We start from the raw sequence: 20,554 nt of genomic DNA on the forward strand, positions 1-20,554 counted from the left end.
TTTACTCCTGTTTTGCAAGGGTGGTATCGGGCTGCGTCACGGTGGCAATCTCCGCGGCGCGGTACTGTTTATCCAGAATGCGCATGAAAGGCAGGTACAGCATGGCGCCAATCAGCAGGTTGATGAGCTGCATAACGCTGCCGCTCAGATGGCCGGTAACGATAAAGCCGCTGATGACGGGCGGCAGCGTCCACGGGATAAAGACCCCGGTGGTGACGGCGACCGCGCCAATTTTCATTGCGGCGTACTGCACGCTGACCAGCACCAGCGGCACCAGGTTGAACGGGATGAGCATGATCGGGTTCATGATCACCGGCAGGCCGAAGAGAATTGGCTCGTTGATGTTGAACACCGACGCGCCCGCGCCGAGGCGAGCCACTTCGCGCATGTTCTTACTGCGGGCGAAAATCAGCATCGCAATCACCAGCGACAGCGTTGCGCCCGCGCCGCCCATCCAGATCATGTCAAAAAACTGCTCGGTGATAATGTGCGGCGGCGTGACGCCCGCCTGAATAGCGGCGATGTTGTCGGTCTGATTTTCCATCCACAGCGGACGGATAATGCCGTTGATCATCGACCCTGAGTTAATGCCCACTGACCACAGGATCGTGATGCTGAACACCGTCATCAGCGCGCCGAAATAGGAGGTGCCATAGTGGCGCACCGGCGTAGCGACCACTTCATAAATAAACTGATGGATGGTGTGGTAATGGGTGTTTTCAAAGACGATGCGGATTAACAGCACCAGAATCATCACCAGCAGCGCCGGGATCAGCGCGGCGAAAGATTCCTGCACCGCAGGCGGCACGCCGTCCGGCATGCTGATCACCAGGTTTTTGCGCTTTAGCCAGCAGAACAGCTCCGTCCAAAGAAGCGACCCGATCATCGCGACGAATAGCCCTTTGCTGCCAATCCATTCAACGGGGATCACGGTGATGCCGCCGTTCTCCGCCATCTTGATGAACGGCGTCAGGATCAGGAAAGCGACCAGCGACAGAATGCCGCAGGAGATGCGGTCCTCGCCGTAGTGTTCCGCCAGGCGAAACGCCACCAGGAAGCTGATGAACAGCGACATGGTGGAGAATACCGCGTTAAACGGAATTTCGATGATGGCGCTCCAGCTCGCGCCAAAGGCCTGAGACATAAACTGCTGGTAGGCCTGATTTGGAAACGAGGAGATCACCAGCAGTATCGAGCCGACGATGATAAACGGCATGAATGAAACGTAGGCGCCGCGAATGGCCCCCAGATGACGCTGCTGGGCCGTTTTGGCCGCCAGGGGCATCAGTTTTGCTTCTAGAAATCCCAGAACATTGTTCATTGTGAACTCCGTACAAGATTGAGTGGCGTTGTTTGTGTTATGTCTGTGGATTATCAGTGAAGCGCGGCGGGCGAAAGGTGAAATCGGTCACAAAGCATTCGCCTTAACACTGTAAATCTCACAAGATTAGTTAACGGAATTTACCGATGGAAATTAAACTGCACGCCAATGCCACCACCACGCCGCGGGTCCGGCGCTACCTTCAGCAGTCGGATAAAAGCGACAGAGAGCTTGCCGTCGAGCTGGGGATCTCCGTAACGACGGTGCGGCGCTGGCGCAACCGCAGGCAGGTTTCTGATAATCAGACTACGCCCAGGGTGATACACAAAGCGCTGAGACAAGAACAGGTGATGCTGATCAATGCCCTGCGCGACGCGACCGGCGCGCCGCTGGACGAGCTGCTGCATCTGGTCAACGACGGGCTAGGGATTGCCGTTTCGCGGGCGACGCTTAACCGCTACCTGAAGCCCGCGGCGGTGAAACAGAAGGGGGCACCGCTGCAGGGCGTGAAGGCGTTAAAGGCCGGCGTCAGGCCGCATGCGCTGGCGTTGCACCACGTGCCGCTGTCGCTGCACATGGATGACGGTGGTGAGCAGCATCTGCTATGGGCGCGCGAGCCGATCAGCGGCTGGTGCTATGCCCGATTGTATGCGGGCGTATCGCAGCCGCTGCTGGATAACTGGACGAAGGCGCTGCTGGAGGCCTGTCCGGCTGATATACAATCTCTTGAGACTTTCGGTTTTGAAGTCACTCTGGCGGAGCGAAGCGTCGCCGTGAACGCGCATCCGGAAAAGCGGAGAACCGTTCAGGTGGCGCTGCCGTTAGCCGAGATTGTTCCGCACGTGAATGCGCAGGCGCTCGGATCGCTGCTGATAAACCTGTGCGAATGCTACAACCGGGGAAAAGCGCAGAAAAAGCTGGGAGAGAGAACGCCGCAGGCCTTTCTGGAGGCGCTGCGGCGCGGGGATTAATCAGAGGATCTCAAGCACGCTTTCCGGCGGGCGACCAATGCGCGCCTGGCCGTTTGCCACCACGATAGGGCGCTCGATCAGCTTTGGATTATCAATCATCGCCTGAACCAGCTGCGCTTCGGTCAGATGGGCATCGCTCAGGTTAAGCTCCTTGTACAGGTCCTCTTTCTGGCGCATCAGCTCGCGCGCGCTGCCCATGCCCAGCATGTGCAGGAGCTGCTGAATTGTCTGCGCGTCCGGCGGTGTCTCAAGGTACAGCACCACGTCAGGATCAACGCCGTTAGACTTCAGCAGGCTGAGCGTGTCGCGGCTCTTTGAGCAGCGTGGATTGTGGTAGATTTTTACCGCGTCTGTCATGACTAAACGTCTCCTTTATTACATCTTTTCGTACGGCTTGAAGCGCTGCTGCAAGCCGCGCAGCTGATCGATTCGCGCGTCGTAGCGCGCCTGCTGCAGGCTGCCGAGCTTGACCTGCGAGCTGGCGCTGCTCAGCAGGGAAATGGCCTGATCCAGCCGTCCGGCCAGGGCTAACCCTTCTGCGCGCGCGGCCAGCTCCTGATCGCGATTGCCCAGCTGCCCCTCGGCCTGCGCCAGCAGATCCCAACCGTTCTGATCGTCTTTATTGTTAAAGGTGTAGCGGTTCAGGATGGTGACCGCCTCGTTGGGCTGCCCGCCCTGTAGGTAAGCATTCGCCAGGTTGAGCTGAAGCACCGGATTATTGCGAAGATCTTTCGCCCCTTTCAGACGATTAATCGCGTCGGCGGCTTTTTTCTGCCCCAGATCGATATCGGTGGAAAGATCGAGATACCACGGGTTGTTTGGCTCGGCGGAGAGCAGCGGCTGTAGCGCTTTGCGCGCTTCGTCGTACCTGCTGGCCTCCATTGCCTGAAGCGCCTGGCCGTACTGCGCGGCGTTCTTCTCGCGCACGTTACCCTTGGCCAGCGCGTCAAGCAGGTCGCTGGTGAGCTGGTTACGCCCGGAGTTATACATGCCGAGGGTGCGGACCTTGGCGAGGAAGAAATCCTGCGAGGATTGCACGACAACCGGGCGCATCTGGTTGGCGCGGTTGCGCGCGTCCGACAGGCGGCTTTCCGGCAGCGGGTGCGTCAGCAAAATCTCCGGGGGACGCGTGGAGTACCGCGCCTGATCGAGCAGCTTTTCAAGGAAGCTCGGCATCGCCTGCGGGTCGAAGCCCGAACGCTGTAAGACCTGAATGCCGATGCGGTCCGCTTCCTGTTCGTTTTGCTGGGTAAAGCTGATCATGCCCTGGCGCGTACCTGCCAGGGTGCCGGTCAGCGCCGCCATTCCCGCCTGCGGGCTGGCCATCGCCAGCAAAATCGATCCCAGCGCGCCGACCCAGGTCAGGGGAGCGTTGCGCTTCTGGTCTTCCATGGCGCGCGCCAAGTGGCGCTGCGTCACGTGCGAAATTTCGTGCGCCATTACCGACGCCAGCTGGCTTTCGTTATCGGAATAGCGGAATAGCGCCGAATGCAGCACCACGTTGCCGCCGAAGAAGGCAAAGGCGTTGATTTCGTCGTTATTGATTAAGTAGAAGTGGAAGGGGGTTTTCACCGAGTCGGCGTGGGCGACAAGGCGCATGCCGAGGCCGTTAATGTACTGTACCAGCAGCGGATCGTTGATCAGCGGCGCGCTGCCGCGCAGCTGGCGAACGTAGTAATCACCCATCTGCATCTCCTGGCCAATGGAGAGCGTGCTTCCTGCCGTGGTGCCCATATCCGGCAATGAATCGGCCGAGTCCGCAAAGGCGGGCATCGCCTGACCCACCGTCAGTGCGGCGATAAGTGTTGCAACCAGCGTTTTTTTCAACTGCCTGAACATAACCACTGTCCTGTATTTTGGATGTGCTAATTTGACCGACGAACCCGTCGAACGTTCATCTCCACTGCCCTGCGAGTGTAGCCGTGTTGGGGCGTGAAGAAAATCCCGATGATCGGGGTTTTGCAATTCGTGACGCATCGTTAAAAAGGAAAGGCATTTCTGTGACAGTTAGATACAATTCCTTCTTTCCATTCCGCCGTCAGTTCAGGGAAGGGTTGCATGCTCGAAATGTTAATGCAGTGGTATCGCCGCCGGTTTAGCGACCCGGAAGCCATTGCTCTGCTGGTTATTCTGGTTGCCGGTTTCGGCATTCTCTTCTTCTTTAGCGGCCTGCTGGCTCCGCTGCTGGTGGCGATTGTGCTGGCGTATCTGCTGGAGTGGCCAACGGCGAGGCTTGAGCGTGTCGGCTGCTCCCGCCGCTGGGCGACCAGCATCGTGCTGGTGCTGTTCGTCGGGATTTTACTGCTGATGTCATTCGTCGTGATGCCCGTTGCCTGGCAGCAGGGGATTTACCTGATCCGCGACATGCCAGGCATGCTGAACAAGCTCTCTGACTTTGCCGCCACGCTGCCGCGCCGCTATCCCGCGCTGATGGACGCCGGGATTATCGACGCGATGGCGGAAAACATGCGCGCCCGCATTATGACGATGGGCGACTCGGTCGTGAAATACTCTCTGGCCTCGCTGGTGGGGCTGCTGACGCTGGCGGTTTATCTGGTGCTGGTGCCGCTGATGGTCTTTTTCCTCGTCAAGGATAAAGAGCAGATGCTTAACGCCGTGCGCCGCGTTTTGCCGCGCAACCGAGGCCTGGCGGGGCAGGTGTGGGAAGAGATGAACCAGCAGATCACCAACTACATTCGCGGTAAGGTGCTGGAGATGATTGTGGTCGGCGTGGCGACGTGGATTGGCTTCCTGATCTTCGGGCTTAACTATTCGCTGCTGCTGGCGGTGCTGGTGGGGCTGTCGGTCCTGATTCCGTACATCGGCGCCTTTGTGGTGACCATTCCGGTGGTGGGCGTCGCGCTGTTCCAGTTCGGTCTTGGCACCGAGTTCTGGAGCTGCTTTGCGGTGTATCTGATCATTCAGGGGCTGGACGGCAACCTGCTGGTGCCGGTGCTGTTTTCCGAGGCGGTGAACCTGCATCCGCTGGTGATTATTTTATCCGTGGTGATTTTTGGCGGGCTGTGGGGATTCTGGGGCGTGTTCTTCGCCATTCCGCTGGCAACGCTTATCAAAGCCGTGGTTCACGCGTGGCCGGATGTTCCTGCGGTGGAAGAGAAGTAGAGCGTGTGTGGCCTGATGCCCTCACCCCGGCCCTCTCCCACAGGGCTGAGGGCGAAAACATGAAAAACGGCAACCTGGGTTGCCGTTTTGCTGTTTATCAGGCGCTTTGTTTCAGCCAGTTCAACACCACGTCGTGGTGGTTGCTGGTTTTGAAGTCGTCAAACACGTGTTCAACCTTGCCGTCAGCGTCAATCAGGAAGCTGATGCGGTGAATGCCGTCGTAGGTTTTGCCCATGAAGGTCTTTTCGCCCCAGACGCCAAACTGCTCGCAGACCTGATGATCTTCGTCAGAGAGAAGCGTGAAGTTAAGCAGCTCCTTTTCAGCAAAGCGGGACAGCTTTTCAGGTTTGTCGGTGCTGATGCCCAGCACTTCCACACCCACTTTTTTCAACTCATCCATGTTGTCGCGTAAGCCGCAGGCCTGCACGGTGCAGCCTGGGGTCATGGCTTTCGGGTAGAAATAGACCAGAACACGCTGTCCCTGGAAGTCGGTCAAATTTACTTGCTCGCCGTCTTGGTCCGGCAGGCTAAATTTCGGTGCGATGTCACCGGCTTTCAGTGGGTTCATTACTCAACTCCATCCTGTTCATGCTGCGAATAATTTACGACGTTTATACTGCCCTGCGCGTTTAATTCTGTACAGAGGGCTTTGAACGCTTGTTCGATATTTGATGCATCCTGTGAGGCAGGACTGTGAGCGGTAATTTGAATAAACAGCGTGGGAATCGCGTTTTCATCACCCGGCTGCGTTCGGGAAACCAGCTCGGCGATATTCATCTCGTGGCCATCAAACAGTGCGGTAAAGCGTTCAATGAGATGCGGAGAGTCAGGCACTTCAACCTGCACCCAGACGGTAGAAGGCATCGCCGGACGCGGTCGCGCGGTGGTGCGCTTCATTACGATCAGCAAATCCAGCTCTGCGCCTTTCAGGGGCAGGGTCGATTCAATCAGCGTGATGGCGTTCCATGTTCCGGAAAGCAGCATGATAAAGGTGAACTCTTCGCCAAGCATAGCCAGACGGCTGTCTTCAATGTTGCAGCCGCAGCTGCTTACGTGGCGGGTAATGGTGTTCACGATACCCGGCCTGTCGGCACCCAGCGCGGTGATAACCAGGTAATGTTGTGATGAGGTTGTCAAACCCGTTCTTCCTTTGCTTGGTTAAGTCTTCCTAAGGAAAGCATAAAAAAAACATGCATACAACCGCCTGAGGGCCTCAGGTCGCTTGCTTTTATTACAGTGACAAACGTAACATTGAGGCTCTTGTTCGCACAGAGGATGGCCCATGTTCACGGGAAGTATTGTCGCGCTTGTTACACCGATGGATGAAAAAGGTAATGTCTGCCGGTCAAGCATGAAGAAGCTCATTGATTACCATGTCGCCAACGGAACCTCGGCGATCGTTTCGGTAGGGACTACCGGTGAATCTGCAACGCTGAGCCACGAAGAACACGGTGACGTGGTGATGCTGACCCTGGAACTGGCTGACGGACGTATTCCTGTCATCGCCGGAACGGGCGCTAACGCCACCGCAGAAGCCATTAGCCTGACTCAACGTTTTAACGACAGCGGCATTGTTGGCTGCCTGACGGTAACCCCTTATTACAACCGTCCTACTCAGGAAGGTCTGTTCCAGCATTTCAAAGCCATCGCTGAACATACTGACTTGCCACAAATCCTGTATAATGTGCCGTCCCGCACCGGCTGCGATATGCTGCCGGAAACCGTTGGCCGTCTCTCGAAAGTAAAAAATATTATCGGGATTAAAGAGGCGACAGGGAACTTAAGCCGCGTTCATCAGATCAAAGAGCTGGTTTCAGACGACTTTATCCTGCTGAGCGGCGACGATGCGACTGCGCTGGACTTCATGCAGTTAGGCGGTCACGGCGTAATCTCCGTCACTGCCAACGTTGCAGCGCGTGATATGGCCGAGATGTGCAAGCTCGCGGCGGCCGGTCACTTTGATGACGCTCGCGTGATTAATCAGCGTCTGATGCCGCTGCACAATAAATTATTTGTCGAACCCAATCCGATCCCAGTGAAATGGGCATGTAAGGAGTTGGGACTTGTAGCAACCGATACGCTGCGCCTGCCAATGACGCCGATTACCGACCACGGTCGCGACATCGTCACTGGCGCGCTGAAACATGCCGGTTTGCTGTAAAGTTTAGGGAGATTTGATGGCTTATTCAGTACAGAAGTCGCGCCTGGCGAAGGTTGCGGGTGTTTCGCTTATTATGCTGCTCGCTGCCTGTAGTTCAGACTCGCGCTACAAGCGCCAGGTGAGCGGTGACGAATCCTATCTGGATGCGACGCCGCTTGCTGAACTTCACGCCCCTGCTGGCATGATCCTGCCGATTCAGAACGGCGACTACAACATCCCCGTGACCAACGGCAGCGGTCCGGTCGGAAAAGCGCTTGATATTCGTCCACCGGCACAGCCTCTGGCGCTGGTGAGCGGAGCGCGCACCCAGTTCACCGGTGACACGGCGTCTCTGATGGTCGAAAGCGCGCGCGGCACCTCGCTGTGGCCGCAGGTTGTCAGCGTGATTCAATCGAAAAATTACGCGATTGATAAACGTGACGACGCCAGCCAGACGTTAACCACGGACTGGATCGACTGGAACCGTCTGGATGAAGACCAGCAGTACCGAGGTCGCTATCAGGTCTCCGTTAAGCCACAGGGCTACCAGCAGGCGGTAACCGTCAAGCTGTTGAACCTTGAGCAGGCGGGTAAACCGGTTGCCGACGCGTCCGCTATGCAGCGCTACAGCACTGAAATGCTGAACGTCATTGCCGCCGGTCTCGATAAAAACGCAACCGACGCCGCGAACGCGGCCCAGAACCGCAGCGGGACAACGTTTGATGTCCAGAGCGCGGCCGACGATACCGGTCTGCCAATGCTGGTAGTGCGCGCACCGTTTAACCAGACCTGGCAGAAGCTGCCTGCAACGCTGGAAAAAGTGGGCATGAAGGTGTCCGACAGCACCCGTTCTACGGGTAGCATGACGGCCACCTACAAGCCGCTGTCCGACAGCGCGTGGCAGGAGCTGGGCGCAAGCGATCCAGAACTGGCCGCTGGTGACTACAAAATTCAGGTCGGCGACCTTGATAACCGCAGTAGCCTGCAGTTCATCGATCCGAAAGGTCACACGTTGACCCAGTCGCAGAACGATGCGCTGGTGGCGGTCTTCCAGGCTGCGTTCAACAAATAAATGTGAGGGCTGGTTAATCCAGCCCTTTTTATTTTCGTGCTACGCAAACGTGTGCGTGGCATAATATGCCCAGTTTTGAACACAAATCATCACACCAGGAGTAATGAAGATGCAGAAGCAAGCTGAGTTGTATCGTGGCAAAGCGAAAACCGTTTACAGCACGGAGAACCCGGATCTGTTGGTGCTCGAGTTCCGCAATGATACGTCAGCAGGGGACGGCGCGCGCATTGAACAGTTCGATCGTAAAGGGATGGTGAACAATAAGTTCAACCACTTCATTATGACGAAGCTGGCCGAAGCGGGTATCCCAACCCAGATGGAAGCATTGCTGTCCGATACGGAATGTCTGGTGAAAAAGCTGGATATGGTGCCGGTGGAATGCGTCATTCGTAACCGCGCCGCGGGCTCCCTGGTGAAGCGTCTGGGTATCGAAGAAGGGATCGAGCTCAACCCGCCGCTGTTCGATCTGTTCCTGAAAAACGACGCCATGCATGACCCGATGGTCAACGAATCCTACTGCGAAACCTTCGGCTGGGTGAGCAAAGAGAACCTGGCGCGCATGCAGGAGCTGACCTACAAGGCAAACGACGTGCTGAAAAAGCTGTTTGATGATGCGGGCCTGATCCTGGTGGACTTTAAGCTGGAGTTCGGCCTGTACAAAGGCGAAGTGGTGCTGGGCGACGAGTTCTCTCCGGACGGCAGCCGCCTGTGGGATAAAGAAACGCTGGATAAAATGGACAAAGACCGTTTCCGCCAGAGCCTGGGCGGGCTGATTGAAGCCTATGAAGCCGTTGCTCACCGTTTAGGCGTTAAGCTCGACTAACGCACTCCGGCGCCTGAGGACAATCGAATCCTCGGGCGTTTTACCGTTGTTTACTATGGTAATCTTGTCGTTAACCGCCTACGATCATAGCTATTAATAATGTAATCGTTTCGAGGTGGTTATGCGCTGGCAAGGGCGTCGTGAAAGTGACAATGTAGAAGACAGACGCAGCAGTAGCGGCGGCGGCCCGTCAATGGGCGGCCCGGGCTTTCGGTTACCGAGCGGAAAGGGCGGTATCATTCTGCTGATCGTGGTGCTGGTGGCGGGCTACTACGGCGTCGATTTAACCGGCCTGATGACAGGTCAACCGCTGCAACAGCAGCAGCAATCCCCGCGCTCCATCAGCCCGAATGAAGATGAAGCGGCCAAATTCACCTCCGTCATTCTCGCGACCACGGAAGATACCTGGGGCCAGCAGTTCGAGAAAATGGGGCGTACCTATCAGCAGCCTAAGCTTGTAATGTACCGCGGCGCGACGCGCACGGGCTGCGGCACCGGGCAGTCGGTGATGGGGCCATTTTACTGCCCGGCTGACGGCACCGTTTATATCGATCTCTCTTTCTATGATGACATGAAGCACAAGCTGGGCGCCGACGGCGATTTTGCCCAGGGCTACGTCATCGCTCATGAAGTGGGCCACCACGTGCAAAAGCTGCTGGGCATCGAGCCAAAAGTGCGCCAGATGCAGCAGAACGCCTCTCAGGCGGAGGTCAACCGCCTCTCCGTGCGCATGGAGCTCCAGGCAGACTGCTTCGCGGGCGTCTGGGGTAACAGCATGCAGAAGCAGGGCGTGCTGGAGGCCGGCGATCTGGAAGAGGCGCTAAACGCCGCAGAAGCAATTGGTGACGATCGGCTTCAGCAGCAGAGCCAGGGGCGCGTGGTGCCGGACAGCTTCACGCACGGGACGTCCGAACAGCGCTACACGTGGTTCAAGCGCGGCTTCGACAGCGGAGACCCGGCGCAGTGTAATACCTTCGGCAAAGCCATGTGATGGCGTCGTTTGAACGCCTGGCGGATTTTCTGCTGCGCAAAGGCCATCGCAGGCTGATTGTTCTCTGCGGCGATGGCGCGTGGGGGGATTCACAGGCGCAGGCGCTGCGCGATAGCGTGCCGGGGGACTGGCACTGGCTGGATGGCAACGCGCCAAAAAACCTCAGCGGTCTGCTGGGGCACGAATTTACCCACGCCGTTTTCGACGCGCGCATCGGGTTTGACGTCGCTGCCTTCGCCGCGCTGAGCGGCACGCTGCGCGCCGGAAGCCTGCTGGTGCTGCTGGTCCCGCCGCTCTCAGAATGGGCGCAGCGGCCAGACGCGGACTCCGTGCGCTGGAGCGACAGCGCGGAACCGATCGCCACACCCCATTTTGTTCACCACTTTTGTCGGACGATCGCTGCCGATCCGGATGCGATCGTGTGGCAACAGCATCAGGATCGGCCTTCTTTTTCCTCCTCTGACGCGCCCGACTGGCATCCGGCGACGGGCGAGCCCCTGCGCGAACAGGCTGCCATTCTGGATGCGCTGTTGAGCATGCCGCCCGGTATTGCTGCCGTGACGGCACCGCGCGGGCGCGGGAAGTCGGCGCTTGCCGGCATGTTGCTGAACCGCACGCGGCGCAGCGCTATCGTCACCGGTCCGGCAAAGGGGGCGACGGACGTGATTGCCCATTTTGCCGGCGATAAATACCGCTTTATGGCTCCGGACGCGCTGCTGGCTTCTTCGCAGACGGCCGACTGGCTGATTGTCGATGAAGCGGCAGCGATCCCCGGTCCGCTGCTTGAGCAGCTGGTCCAGCGCTTTCCGCGCGTGCTGCTCACCACGACCGTTCAGGGCTATGAAGGGACGGGCAGAGGGTTCCTGCTGAAGTTCTGCGCCCGCTTCGAGGGCCTGCGGCGCTATAGCTTGTCCGCGCCCGTGCGCTGGGCGGCAGGCTGTCCGCTTGAGCGGGTAGTAAGCAATGCGCTGCTCTTCGACGATACGCTGATTGACCATCGGCCTGAGGGCGTGGTGCAGTTCACCGCGCTGGAGCAGCAGGCGTGGCAAAGCGACCCCGCGCGTATCGCCAGCGTTTATGAACTGCTTTGCGCGGCGCATTACCGGACGTCGCCGCTGGATTTACGCCGGATGATGGACGCGCCGGGCCAGCACTTTTCCATCGCACAGGCGCAAACGTCGCTTGCGGGCGCGCTGTGGCTGGTGGATGAGGGCGGCTTAAGCGCAGGGCTTAGCCGCGCGGTGTGGGCAGGTTTCCGGCGCCCGCGCGGCAACCTGGTGGCGCAGTCCCTGGCCGCGCACGGCGGGTCTCCCCTGGCGGCGACGCTCCGGGGGCGCAGGGTGACGCGTATTGCCGTTCATCCTCACCGTCAGCGGGAGGGAATCGGTCAGGCGCTGATAAGCAACGCCCGCGGCGAGGATTACCTCTCGGTCAGCTTTGGCTACACCGACGCGCTGTGGCATTTCTGGCGGCGGTGCGGTTTTGTGATGGTGCGCATGGGCAGCCACCGCGAGGCCAGCAGCGGCTGCTTTACGGCGATGGCGCTGCTGCCGCTCAGCGAGGCGGGGCAGGCGCTGTGCGAGCAGGCGCATCGCCGCCTGTGCCGCGATGCGCGCGTACTGTCTGCGTGGAACGACGAAAAGATCCCCGTCGACGACGCCTGGGAAGCTACCCTTAATGATGATGACTGGCTGGAGCTTGCCGGGTTCGCCTGGGCGCATCGGCCGTTTTCAACGTCCGTCGCGGCGCTGACGCGCCTGCTGCTTGCGGTTAGCCTGCCGCTGCCCGCGCTGCGGGGTAAAGCCGAAGCGCGAAAGGACGATGTTCACCTCTGCGCGAAGCTTGGGCTCTCGGGGCGAAAAGCCCTGCTCGCCGCGCTTCGCCAGGAGGCGCGTGAGGCGCTGGAAACCCTGGACGCGAAGCGCAGCCGTCAGCTCAACGCCGACATTTTGCAATGGCAATTTTTTCAATGACTTCTTCAGTAAAGTGGCATGGTCATTACCCTCCAGAGGCGTAGAATCCAGGTCATCAATTAAGGAGACCGCCATGAAACACGACCATTTTGTTGTTCAAAGCCCCGACAAACCGGCAAAACAGCTGCTGCTGCTGTTTCATGGCGTTGGCGATAATGCCGTGAACATGGGCCAGATTGGCAGCTGGTTTGCGCCCATCTTTCCGGACGCGCTGATCGTCAGCATCGGCGGCGTAGAGCCCTGCGGCCCAAACGGGCGGCAGTGGTTTTCCGTGCAGGGCGTGACGGAAGAGACCCGTCAGGCGCGCATCGATGCCGTTATGCCCGCGTTTATCGACACGGTTCGCTACTGGCAGCAGCAGAGCGGCGTAGGCGCTGATGCCACCGCGCTGATTGGCTTTTCGCAGGGATCAATCATGTCTCTTGAGAGCGTGAAAGCGCAGCCAGGCCTGGTCTCCCGCGTGATTGCCTTTAACGGCCGCTTTGGGACGCTACCGACGAGCGCCACCACTCAGACCACGATCCACCTGATCCACGGGGGCGAGGACCGGGTGATTGAGCTGTCGCATGCGGTTGCCGCTCAGGAGGCGCTGTTACGCGCCGGAGGAGACGTGACGCTGGATATCGTTGAGGATCTGGGCCACGCGATTGACGATCGCAGCATGCAGTTCGCGCTCGACCATCTGCGCTATACCGTGCCGAAGCATTACTTCGACGAGGCGCTCAGCGGCGGAAAGCCGAATGATGATGATATCGTTGAGTTTATGTGAGGAAAATATGCCCCTCACCCTGACCCTCTCCCCAAAGGGGAGAGGGAACAAAGCTCCCCTCGCCCCTTTGGGGAGAGGGGCTGGGGGTGAGGGGATGGAAATTACTTCTTCTGGTCCTTATTCGGCCAGTCGTCGTCATCGTCCCACTTGTCGTTGAAATCACGGTGCGGAGGCAGATCCGGCTTGTTGGCGAGAAACTTTTTGTGGTCAACGCGCTTAAGGTCTTTAATCACGTTAAGCAGTACGCCTACCAGAAATACCAACACCAGAATCCACCAGTATTTTGTCAGCCAATCCATTCGCTATTCCTTCTCAGAGCAGTCGTCAGGCGACGAGCTGCTCCATTATACGTTGATACATGCGGGCCAGGAGTTGTAAATCCGCCGCGTTGACGCACTCATTGATTTTATGAATGGTGGCGTTTACCGGACCCAGTTCGACAACCTGTGCGCCCATGCGGGCGATAAAGCGTCCGTCTGAGGTGCCGCCGGTTGTCAGCAGCTGTGGCTTAATTTCATTATAGTGCGCGATAGCGTTCACCACCGCATCAACCAGCTTGCCGCGCTGCGTCAGGAACGGCTGGCCGGAAAGCCACCAGTCCACGGTGTAGCGCAGCTGGTATTTTTCCAGCAGCGCAACGACGCGCGCTTTGATCGTTTCGTCGGTCAGCTCGGTGCTGAAGCGGAAGTTGAACTGAACGAACAAATCGCCTGGGATCACGTTGTTGCTGCCGGTCCCGGCCTTCACGTTGGCGATTTGCATGCTGGTTGGCGGGAAGAATTCATTGCCTTTGTCCCACTCGATGCCCACCAGCTCGCTGAGCATCGGTGCCGCGCGGTGAACCGGGTTATCCGCCAGATGGGGATAAGCAACGTGCCCCTGCACGCCGTGAACGGTGAGATTACAGGTCAGCGAGCCGCGACGACCGTTTTTCACCACGTCACCCACCACTTCGGTGCTGGACGGCTCGCCTACCAGGCAGTAGTCCAGGCGTTCGTTACGCGCCATCAGGGCTTCTACAACCTTCACCGTGCCGTTGTGCGCGCTGGCCTCTTCATCGGAGGTGATCAGAAACGCGAGGCGGTTCTTATGGTTGGGATGCTGGGCCACAAAACGCTCGGCCGCCACGACCATCGCCGCCAGCGAGCCTTTCATGTCGGCCGCGCCGCGGCCAAACAGCATGCCGTCGCGGATGGTAGGTTCGAAAGGCGGGTTAATCCAGCGGTCCGCGTCGCCAGCCGGAACCACGTCGGTGTGCCCGGCAAACGCGAGCGTTTCGCCCTGGCCGCGCCATGCCCAGAAGTTCTGCGTGTCGCCAAAATCCATGCGCTCTACGGTAAAGCCGGTGGCGCGCAGGCGCTCAATCATGAGTGCCTGACAACCCGCGTCGTCCGGGCTAAGGGAAGGGCGGCGAATAAGCTGCTGAGTCAGCTCAATGACCGGGCATGACATACACTACACCTCAACAAAATAGTCTGAATAAAGGGTTTCACTAAAACCCAGCAGCATAGGACGCCCCGGCGCGCAGAGCAATGGGCGTTTGATGATTGCCGGCATTTCACGCATGAGGTTTGCCGCGCTGTCCGCATCATTAATGCCGGAACGCAGGGATTCGTCCAGCTTGCGCCAGGTGGTGCCGCGGGTGTTCAGCAGCGCTTCCCAGCCCAGCTCGCCGATCGCGTTATGCAGAAATTCTGCATCCAGATCGTCGGCGCGATAATCATGAAAACGATACTCAACGTTGTGGGCTTCAAGCCAGCGGCGGGCTTTTTTGATGGTGTCGCAATTTTTAATGCCGTACATCACAACCATGATGAATCCTTTTGTTCCTGTGGGGCCCGAATGTTCAATAATTTCGAGGATATATCCTTAAGTGAAATATAACACACTCAGGATTGTGCTTAATTTATTCCGTACATTAATTCAGCATACATATGTACGCCGAATAAGCTGTCACTATTTAAGCATAGATGTCCAAAATGTTTAAAGGGTGCGTAAAGTTTGCGGAAAATAAAAACTCGCCTCCCCGCGTGGCTATTTCAAAATATTGCTATGCGTCACATAAAGTTTAAAGGCTTACGCGCATATTTAGCGCAACAGCCGCGTTGCAGCCGAGAGGAATCACAGCGATTGGTCAAATTGTCTTCACAATGATGATGGGGTTTTGTAGAATGCGCATAATAATAAGAGAGGTTGTTATGATTGAACGTGAACTGGGGAACTGGAAAGATTTTATCGAAGACATGCTTCGTAAATGACATTCAGCAAGAATTGCAAAAGCACTTAAATAAGTAAAATAACCATAGTGTGAAACCATCACACAGTAAAAAGGCGGCCATCAAAGCCGCCTTTTTTATTTCACGCGATTATTCCGGTTTTGGCTTCAGCGGGAAGCGGCGGCGCACCAGCACAAAGAACAGCGGAACGAAATAGATGGCGAGGATCGTTGCGGAGATCATGCCCCCCATTACGCCCGTCCCTACGGCATGCTGGCTGCTGGAGCCCGCCCCGGTGCTGGTCGCCATCGGCAATACGCCGAAGACAAACGCCAGCGAGGTCATCAGAATCGGGCGCAGGCGCTGACGGCAGGCGTGCAGCGTGGCGGCCATCAGATCGTGTCCTTTGGCGTTCATCTCGTTGGCAAATTCGACGATCAAAATCGCGTTCTTCGCCGACAGGCCAATAACGGTAAGCAGCCCCACCTGGAAGTAAACGTCGTTTTCCAGGCCGCGCATCCAGGTGGCGAGCAGCGCCCCGATGACGCCAAGCGGCACTACCAGCATGACCGAGAACGGCACGGACCAGCTCTCATACAGCGCGGCCAGGCAGAGGAACACCACCAGCAGCGATAGCGCGTACAGCGCCGGTGCCTGAGCGCCGGAGAGCCGCTCCTGATAGGACATTGCCGTCCACTCCAGGCCGAACCCTGTCGGCAGCTGCTGGACCAGCTTTTCCATAATGTCCATCGCCGTACCGGTACTCACGCCGGGCGCGGCCTCACCCACGATTTCTAGCGCCGAGTAGCCGTTGTAGCGCTCCAGCCGCGGCGAGCCGGTTTCCCAGCGGGACGTGGCAAACGCGGAGAACGGCACCATGCCGCCGGCGTTATTTCGCACGTACCAGCGGTTGATATCGTCCGGCAGCATGCGGTACTTCGCCGCGGACTGCACGTACACCTTCTTCACGCGGCCGCGATCCATAAAGTCATTCACGTAGCTTGAGCCCCAGGCCGTTTGCAGCGTGTCGTTAATATCGTCGATGGACACGCCCAGCGCCTGGGCCTTTCGCTGGTCGATATCTACCTGCAGCTGGGGGCTATCGTCCAGGCCGTTGTGGCGCACGCGGGTCAACTGCGGTTCTTTCCCCGCCAGGCCGAGCAGCTTGTCGCGCGCGGCCATGAGCGCATCATGCCCGGCTCCCGCGTGATCCTGTAGCTCCATGTCGAACCCGGCCGAGCTGCCCATGCCGCTGATCGCCGGAGGGCTGCTGGCAAAGACGCGCGCTTCCTTAATCTGGCTGAAGGCTTTGGTGGCGCGCTCGATAATGGCAAATGAAGAGCCCGTATCGCTGTCGCGCTGATCCCAATCCTTCAGGCGCACGAACATGCGCGCCACGTTTTGTCCGTTGCCCCCGGGGCCGGAGCCGACGGTGGAGAACACGGAGACCACGTTATCCTTTTCCTGGGTATGGAAGTAGTTTTCGACCTTCTGCACCACCTTCAGCGTCTGCTGCTGGGTTGAGCCGCTCGGCAGCTGGACGGAGGTGATAAACATGCCGCGGTCCTCCAGCGGCAGGAACGACGTGGGCAGGCGCAGGAACAGGAAGACCATGCCGCCCAGCAGCAGCACGTAAACCACCATCCAGCGCACGCTGCGGTGAAGCACTTTGCCCACGCCCGCTTCGTAGCGCGCGGCGTTGCGGTTGAACATGCGGTTGAACCAGCCGAAGAACCCCTTCTGGCCGTGGTGCTCGCCCTTGTGCAGCGGTTTGAGAAGGGTTGAGCACAGGGCGGGGGTGAGGATCATCGCCACCAGCACGGAGAGCACCATTGCGGAGACGATGGTGATGGAAAACTGGCGGTAAATCGCGCCGGTGGTGCCGCCAAAGAACGCCATCGGGATAAACACGGCGGAGAGCACCATCGCGATGCCGACCAGCGCGCCCTGTATCTGCCCCATCGATTTTCGCGTCGCCTCGCGCGGCGAAAGCCCTTCCTCGCTCATGATGCGCTCGACGTTTTCCACCACTACGATCGCATCATCCACCAGCAGGCCGATGGCCAGCACCATGGCGAACATGGTCAGGGTGTTAATGCTGTAGCCAAACGCATACAGCACGGCGAAGGTGCCGAGTAGCACAACCGGAACGGCGATGGTGGGGATAAGCGTTGCGCGGAAGTTTTGCAGGAACAGGTACATGACCAGGAACACCAGCGCAATCGCTTCGAGCAGGGTTTTCACCACGTCCTCAATGGAGGCTTTGACGAAGGAGGTGGTTTCGTAGGCGACTTTGTACTCCAGCCCGTGCGGGAAGAAGTGCGACAGCTCGTCCAGCCGGCTCAGCACGCGCTCGGCGGTGGCCATTTCGTTGGCGCCGGAGGCCAGTTTCACCCCCAGCCCGGACGCGGCATTGCCGTTAAAGCGGCTCAGGTAGTCATATTTTTCCGCCCCCATTTCCACGGTGGCGACATCGCCCAGACGCACTTCCGAACCGTCCTGATTCACGCGCAGGGTGATATTGCGGAACTGTTCCGGCGTCTGGAGCAGCGACTGCGAGTTAATGGTGGCGTTCAGCGCCTGGTTATCCACTGACGGCGTGCCGCCCAGCTGGCCCACGGCGATCTGCGCGTTCTGGGATTCTATGGCATCGGTGACGTCTTTGGCCGTCATCTGCACGCTGTTCAGCTTGTTGGGATCAAGCCAGATGCGCATGGAGTACTGCGAGCCGTAGGCGTCGATATCCCCTACGCCGTTAATGCGGCTGAGCGGGTCCTGAATGTTACTGGCGACGTAGTCCGAAATGTCCTGCTTATCCATTGATCCGTCGGTGGAGACGAACGCGATGGTCAGAATGTTGGTATCGCCGGTTTTGCGCACCGTCACGCCCTGATTCTGCACCGCCTGCGGCAGCTTGCGCAGCGCGGACTGAAGCTGGTTTTGCACCTGCTGGACGGCCTCGTCAGGATCCGTACCCGCAGTGAAGCTCAGCGTGACCGTCGCCTGGCCGGTCGCGCTGCTCTGCGAGGACATATACATCAGGTTATCGAGCCCGGTCATGTTCTGCTCGATGACCTGCGTAACGGTGTTTTCCAGCGTCTGCGCCGAGGCGCCGGGGTAGTTTGCCGTGATCCGCACGTTTGGCGGTGCCAGATCGGGATATTGCTCAACGGGAAGAGACGTAATTGCCAGGACGCCCGTCAGGCACAACAGGATGGCCAGCACCCAGGCAAAAATGGGGCGATCGATGAAGAAATTCGCCATGTAAAAGTGACCTCGTTTTGCTGCATATCGTTGTTGTCTATTGCTCGCCTAACTTTAGCGGCAAGATCAAGGCCAAACGTGGAGAAATAAAGGAGATAATGTAAATTATCACACTATTCCCCCCTCCGGCACTGGCGTGCGGAACGTTACGCTGACTTCCGTTCCGCCCGCTTTCGGCTGCGAAAAGCGCAGGGTGCCGCCAAGCCGCTCCGCGCGTTCGCGCATGATGTTCAGCCCGTAGTGCCCCGGCGGCTCGCTGGCCTCACCGATGCCAATGCCGTCATCGCGGATGGACACCGTGTGCGTGCCGTCGGCAGAGGTGATCCCGCTGACGGTGATTTCGCTCGCACCGGCGTGCTTGATGGCATTAAGCACCGCCTCCCGCACAATCTGTAACAGATGTACCTGCTTTTGCGCATCCAGCGCCAGCGACGACAGGCGGCAGTCGAGGCGAAGGATCGCCTGCGTCTGGCTTTGCAGATTATCGAGCGACTCCTGCAGCGCGGCCGGAAGGTTGGCGTGGTTGAGCGTCAGGCGGAAGGTGGTCAGCAGCTCGCGAAGCTGACGCCAGGCGTTGTTCAGCTCGCGGGAAAAGTCGGTGATGATGGCCTGCGCCGGGGCGTTATCCTCCGGCACGGCGCGCTTGAGCAGCGTAAGCTGAATGCGCAGATACGACAGCACCTGCGCCAGGGAATCGTGCAGCTCGCGGGCAATCGTGGCACGCTCCTCCATTAGCAGCAGCTGCTGGAAGTGCTTCTGTCCTTCGTTGAAATAGAGCCCGCGCCCCAGCATGGTCGCCACGCTTTTCATCAGCGGCTGCAGGGCTTCGCCCGTTTCGCTCTGCCAGCGCAGCTCGCCGTACAGAGTATCCTGCATCAGCACCGGCAGGCTGTGCATCGGCGCGCCGGGCTGCGCGGCGCCTTCCGCGATCCGCCAGTCGTCGCGGGTGCGCAGCTCCAGATAGTTCATCCGGGTGTATTCATGGACAATCTGCAGGATATGCCGGAAGCAGTGGCCGTCTATCTGGCCGGTATTGAGCGCCTGCGAACAGGTAAAAAGCATTTCCAGCTGCTGGTGCGCCTCATGCAGGTGCTGCGTTTTTTCAGCAACTGACTGCTCTAGCGAGCGGTAGAGCGTGTGGAGCTCGGAGGACATATGGTTGAACGCGCGGGAAAGCTGGCCCAGCTCGTTGGGGAGCGCGGTGTCCGGCGCGGGCGTGTCGAACTGCCCCTGCTCAATACGCTCGCTGGCCGCGACCAGGTGATTGAGCGGCGCCACCACCGTGCGGCGTATCGCCCGCAGCGTGAGAAGCGTAAGCAGTAAAATGCCCGCGCCTCCCGCCAGGGAGATCAGGAGCACGCGCTGCATTTTATGCTCGGAGTAGTGCTGCAGCGCCAGAACGAAGGCGTCAATGCGGCCCACAAAATCCTCAATGTGGTTCTGATACCAGCCGATATCCCCGCGGGCGATATGCGTGTCCATCTCCTGCCAGGCCAGATGCAGCTGCTGGTAGCGCTGCTTGACGTCCTCCGGCACGTACCAGCGGTTCAGCCCCCGCAGCGCCGGGGCGCTCAGGGCCTGCTGCCAGCTTTCCCGGTGCGACGCAATGGCCGGGCTGGCGCGCTGCATTTCATATCCCAGGCGGTAGCTTTGCATGCGCAGCGAGCCCGCTATGTTAATCGCTTCCGCATCGCGCTGGCTGCTGGCAAGCGTGAGCAGCGCAACGGCGCTGGTCAGAATCGACAACACAATAATCGAAAAGAAAGCCCGAGCCAGGCTTCCCGATACGGGTCGTTTAACGGTCACAAACGGCTTCCTGAATAAAATTGATCTGCCACAGGTTCACTGCGAAAAGTGGGCCATTCTGGGCATGTGAACATTGCCAGAGGAG

Annotated in this window: 19 protein-coding genes; 9 read left to right on the forward strand and 10 right to left on the reverse strand. The window is 58.7% G+C overall.

The features are described from left to right. Position 1 precedes the first annotated feature (1 nt). Positions 2 to 1,321 (reverse strand): PTS cellobiose transporter subunit IIC, encoded by a 1,320-nt coding sequence (gene celB / locus DBY73_RS05830; protein ID WP_112010253.1) that lies wholly within the window; start codon positions 1,319 to 1,321, stop codon positions 2 to 4. 146 nt (positions 1,322 to 1,467) lie between these two features. Between celB and DBY73_RS05835 the strand changes: the two genes are divergently transcribed. Further along, positions 1,468 to 2,292, forward strand: a complete 825-nt coding sequence (locus DBY73_RS05835; protein WP_112010254.1) for an XRE family transcriptional regulator — start codon at positions 1,468 to 1,470, stop codon at positions 2,290 to 2,292. On the opposite strand, the gene arsC is transcribed toward DBY73_RS05835, so the two are convergent. Then, positions 2,293 to 2,649, reverse strand: coding sequence for an arsenate reductase (glutaredoxin) (gene arsC / locus DBY73_RS05840; protein WP_112010255.1), 357 nt, complete (start codon positions 2,647 to 2,649; stop codon positions 2,293 to 2,295). An 18-nt stretch (positions 2,650 to 2,667) separates the two neighbouring features. After that, a complete protein-coding gene (gene bepA, locus DBY73_RS05845) occupies positions 2,668 to 4,131 on the reverse strand; it encodes a beta-barrel assembly-enhancing protease (protein WP_112010256.1) in 1,464 nt (487 codons plus the stop codon). A 219-nt stretch (positions 4,132 to 4,350) separates the two neighbouring features. Here bepA and DBY73_RS05850 point away from each other — a divergent pair, with 219 nt between their 5' ends. Next, positions 4,351 to 5,415: an AI-2E family transporter gene (locus DBY73_RS05850; protein ID WP_112010257.1), complete on the forward strand. Its 1,065-nt coding sequence runs from the start codon at positions 4,351 to 4,353 to the stop codon at positions 5,413 to 5,415. Between the two features lie 97 nt (positions 5,416 to 5,512). Here the strand turns inward: DBY73_RS05850 and bcp are convergent, their stop codons facing one another. Then, entirely contained in the window at positions 5,513 to 5,983 is a 471-nt protein-coding gene (gene bcp / locus DBY73_RS05855) for a thioredoxin-dependent thiol peroxidase (protein ID WP_014171119.1), read from the reverse strand. Continuing rightward, entirely contained in the window at positions 5,983 to 6,552 is a 570-nt protein-coding gene (locus tag DBY73_RS05860) for a glycine cleavage system transcriptional repressor (RefSeq protein ID WP_112010258.1), read from the reverse strand. Before DBY73_RS05860 ends, bcp begins: the two co-directional genes overlap by 1 nt. 145 nt (positions 6,553 to 6,697) lie before the next feature. Here DBY73_RS05860 and dapA point away from each other — a divergent pair, with 145 nt between their 5' ends. The 6 genes from dapA (at position 6,698) to ypfH (ending at position 13,183) form a co-directional block, all read left to right on the forward strand. Then, positions 6,698 to 7,576 (forward strand): 4-hydroxy-tetrahydrodipicolinate synthase, encoded by an 879-nt coding sequence (dapA, locus tag DBY73_RS05865; protein ID WP_112010259.1) that lies wholly within the window; start codon positions 6,698 to 6,700, stop codon positions 7,574 to 7,576. A 16-nt stretch (positions 7,577 to 7,592) separates the two neighbouring features. Next, positions 7,593 to 8,627 (forward strand): outer membrane protein assembly factor BamC, encoded by a 1,035-nt coding sequence (gene bamC, locus DBY73_RS05870; protein WP_112010260.1) that lies wholly within the window; start codon positions 7,593 to 7,595, stop codon positions 8,625 to 8,627. 109 nt (positions 8,628 to 8,736) lie between these two features. After that, positions 8,737 to 9,450 carry a phosphoribosylaminoimidazolesuccinocarboxamide synthase gene (gene purC / locus DBY73_RS05875; protein WP_112010261.1) on the forward strand — a complete coding sequence of 238 codons (714 nt, stop codon included), beginning with the start codon at positions 8,737 to 8,739 and terminating at the stop codon, positions 9,448 to 9,450. Positions 9,451 to 9,571: 121 nt separating this feature from the next. Next, on the forward strand, positions 9,572 to 10,441 hold the full coding sequence (locus tag DBY73_RS05880) for a neutral zinc metallopeptidase (RefSeq protein WP_112010262.1): 870 nt from the start codon (positions 9,572 to 9,574) through the stop codon (positions 10,439 to 10,441). Next, positions 10,441 to 12,414, forward strand: coding sequence for a GNAT family N-acetyltransferase (locus DBY73_RS05885; protein WP_112010263.1), 1,974 nt, complete (start codon positions 10,441 to 10,443; stop codon positions 12,412 to 12,414). The genes DBY73_RS05880 and DBY73_RS05885 overlap by 1 nt, the downstream gene beginning before the upstream one ends. A gap of 73 nt (positions 12,415 to 12,487) precedes the next feature. Continuing rightward, positions 12,488 to 13,183, forward strand: coding sequence for an esterase (gene ypfH / locus DBY73_RS05890; protein ID WP_112010264.1), 696 nt, complete (start codon positions 12,488 to 12,490; stop codon positions 13,181 to 13,183). Between the two features lie 101 nt (positions 13,184 to 13,284). On the opposite strand, the gene DBY73_RS05895 is transcribed toward ypfH, so the two are convergent. The 3 genes from DBY73_RS05895 to DBY73_RS05905 are packed head-to-tail and all read right to left on the reverse strand — an operon-like array spanning position 13,285 to position 14,995. Continuing rightward, positions 13,285 to 13,482: a hypothetical protein gene (locus DBY73_RS05895; protein ID WP_112010265.1), complete on the reverse strand. Its 198-nt coding sequence runs from the start codon at positions 13,480 to 13,482 to the stop codon at positions 13,285 to 13,287. A gap of 25 nt (positions 13,483 to 13,507) precedes the next feature. Then, positions 13,508 to 14,635 (reverse strand): succinyl-diaminopimelate desuccinylase, encoded by a 1,128-nt coding sequence (dapE, locus tag DBY73_RS05900; RefSeq protein ID WP_112010266.1) that lies wholly within the window; start codon positions 14,633 to 14,635, stop codon positions 13,508 to 13,510. Positions 14,636 to 14,638: 3 nt separating this feature from the next. Next, positions 14,639 to 14,995, reverse strand: a complete 357-nt coding sequence (locus DBY73_RS05905; RefSeq protein WP_112010267.1) for an ArsC family reductase — start codon at positions 14,993 to 14,995, stop codon at positions 14,639 to 14,641. A 386-nt stretch (positions 14,996 to 15,381) separates the two neighbouring features. Here DBY73_RS05905 and ypfM point away from each other — a divergent pair, with 386 nt between their 5' ends. Continuing rightward, positions 15,382 to 15,441 carry a protein YpfM gene (gene ypfM / locus DBY73_RS05910; protein WP_100780840.1) on the forward strand — a complete coding sequence of 20 codons (60 nt, stop codon included), beginning with the start codon at positions 15,382 to 15,384 and terminating at the stop codon, positions 15,439 to 15,441. Between the two features lie 108 nt (positions 15,442 to 15,549). On the opposite strand, the gene acrD is transcribed toward ypfM, so the two are convergent. Together acrD and narQ are read right to left on the reverse strand one after the other, a co-directional pair. Then, positions 15,550 to 18,663, reverse strand: coding sequence for a multidrug efflux RND transporter permease AcrD (acrD, locus tag DBY73_RS05915; protein ID WP_112010268.1), 3,114 nt, complete (start codon positions 18,661 to 18,663; stop codon positions 15,550 to 15,552). A gap of 108 nt (positions 18,664 to 18,771) precedes the next feature. After that, on the reverse strand, positions 18,772 to 20,469 hold the full coding sequence (narQ, locus tag DBY73_RS05920) for a nitrate/nitrite two-component system sensor histidine kinase NarQ (protein WP_112010269.1): 1,698 nt from the start codon (positions 20,467 to 20,469) through the stop codon (positions 18,772 to 18,774). Positions 20,470 to 20,554 lie beyond the last annotated feature (85 nt).

It is taken from the genome of Enterobacter sp. RIT418, assembly GCF_003057745.1.
Classification (GTDB): domain Bacteria; phylum Pseudomonadota; class Gammaproteobacteria; order Enterobacterales; family Enterobacteriaceae; genus Enterobacter.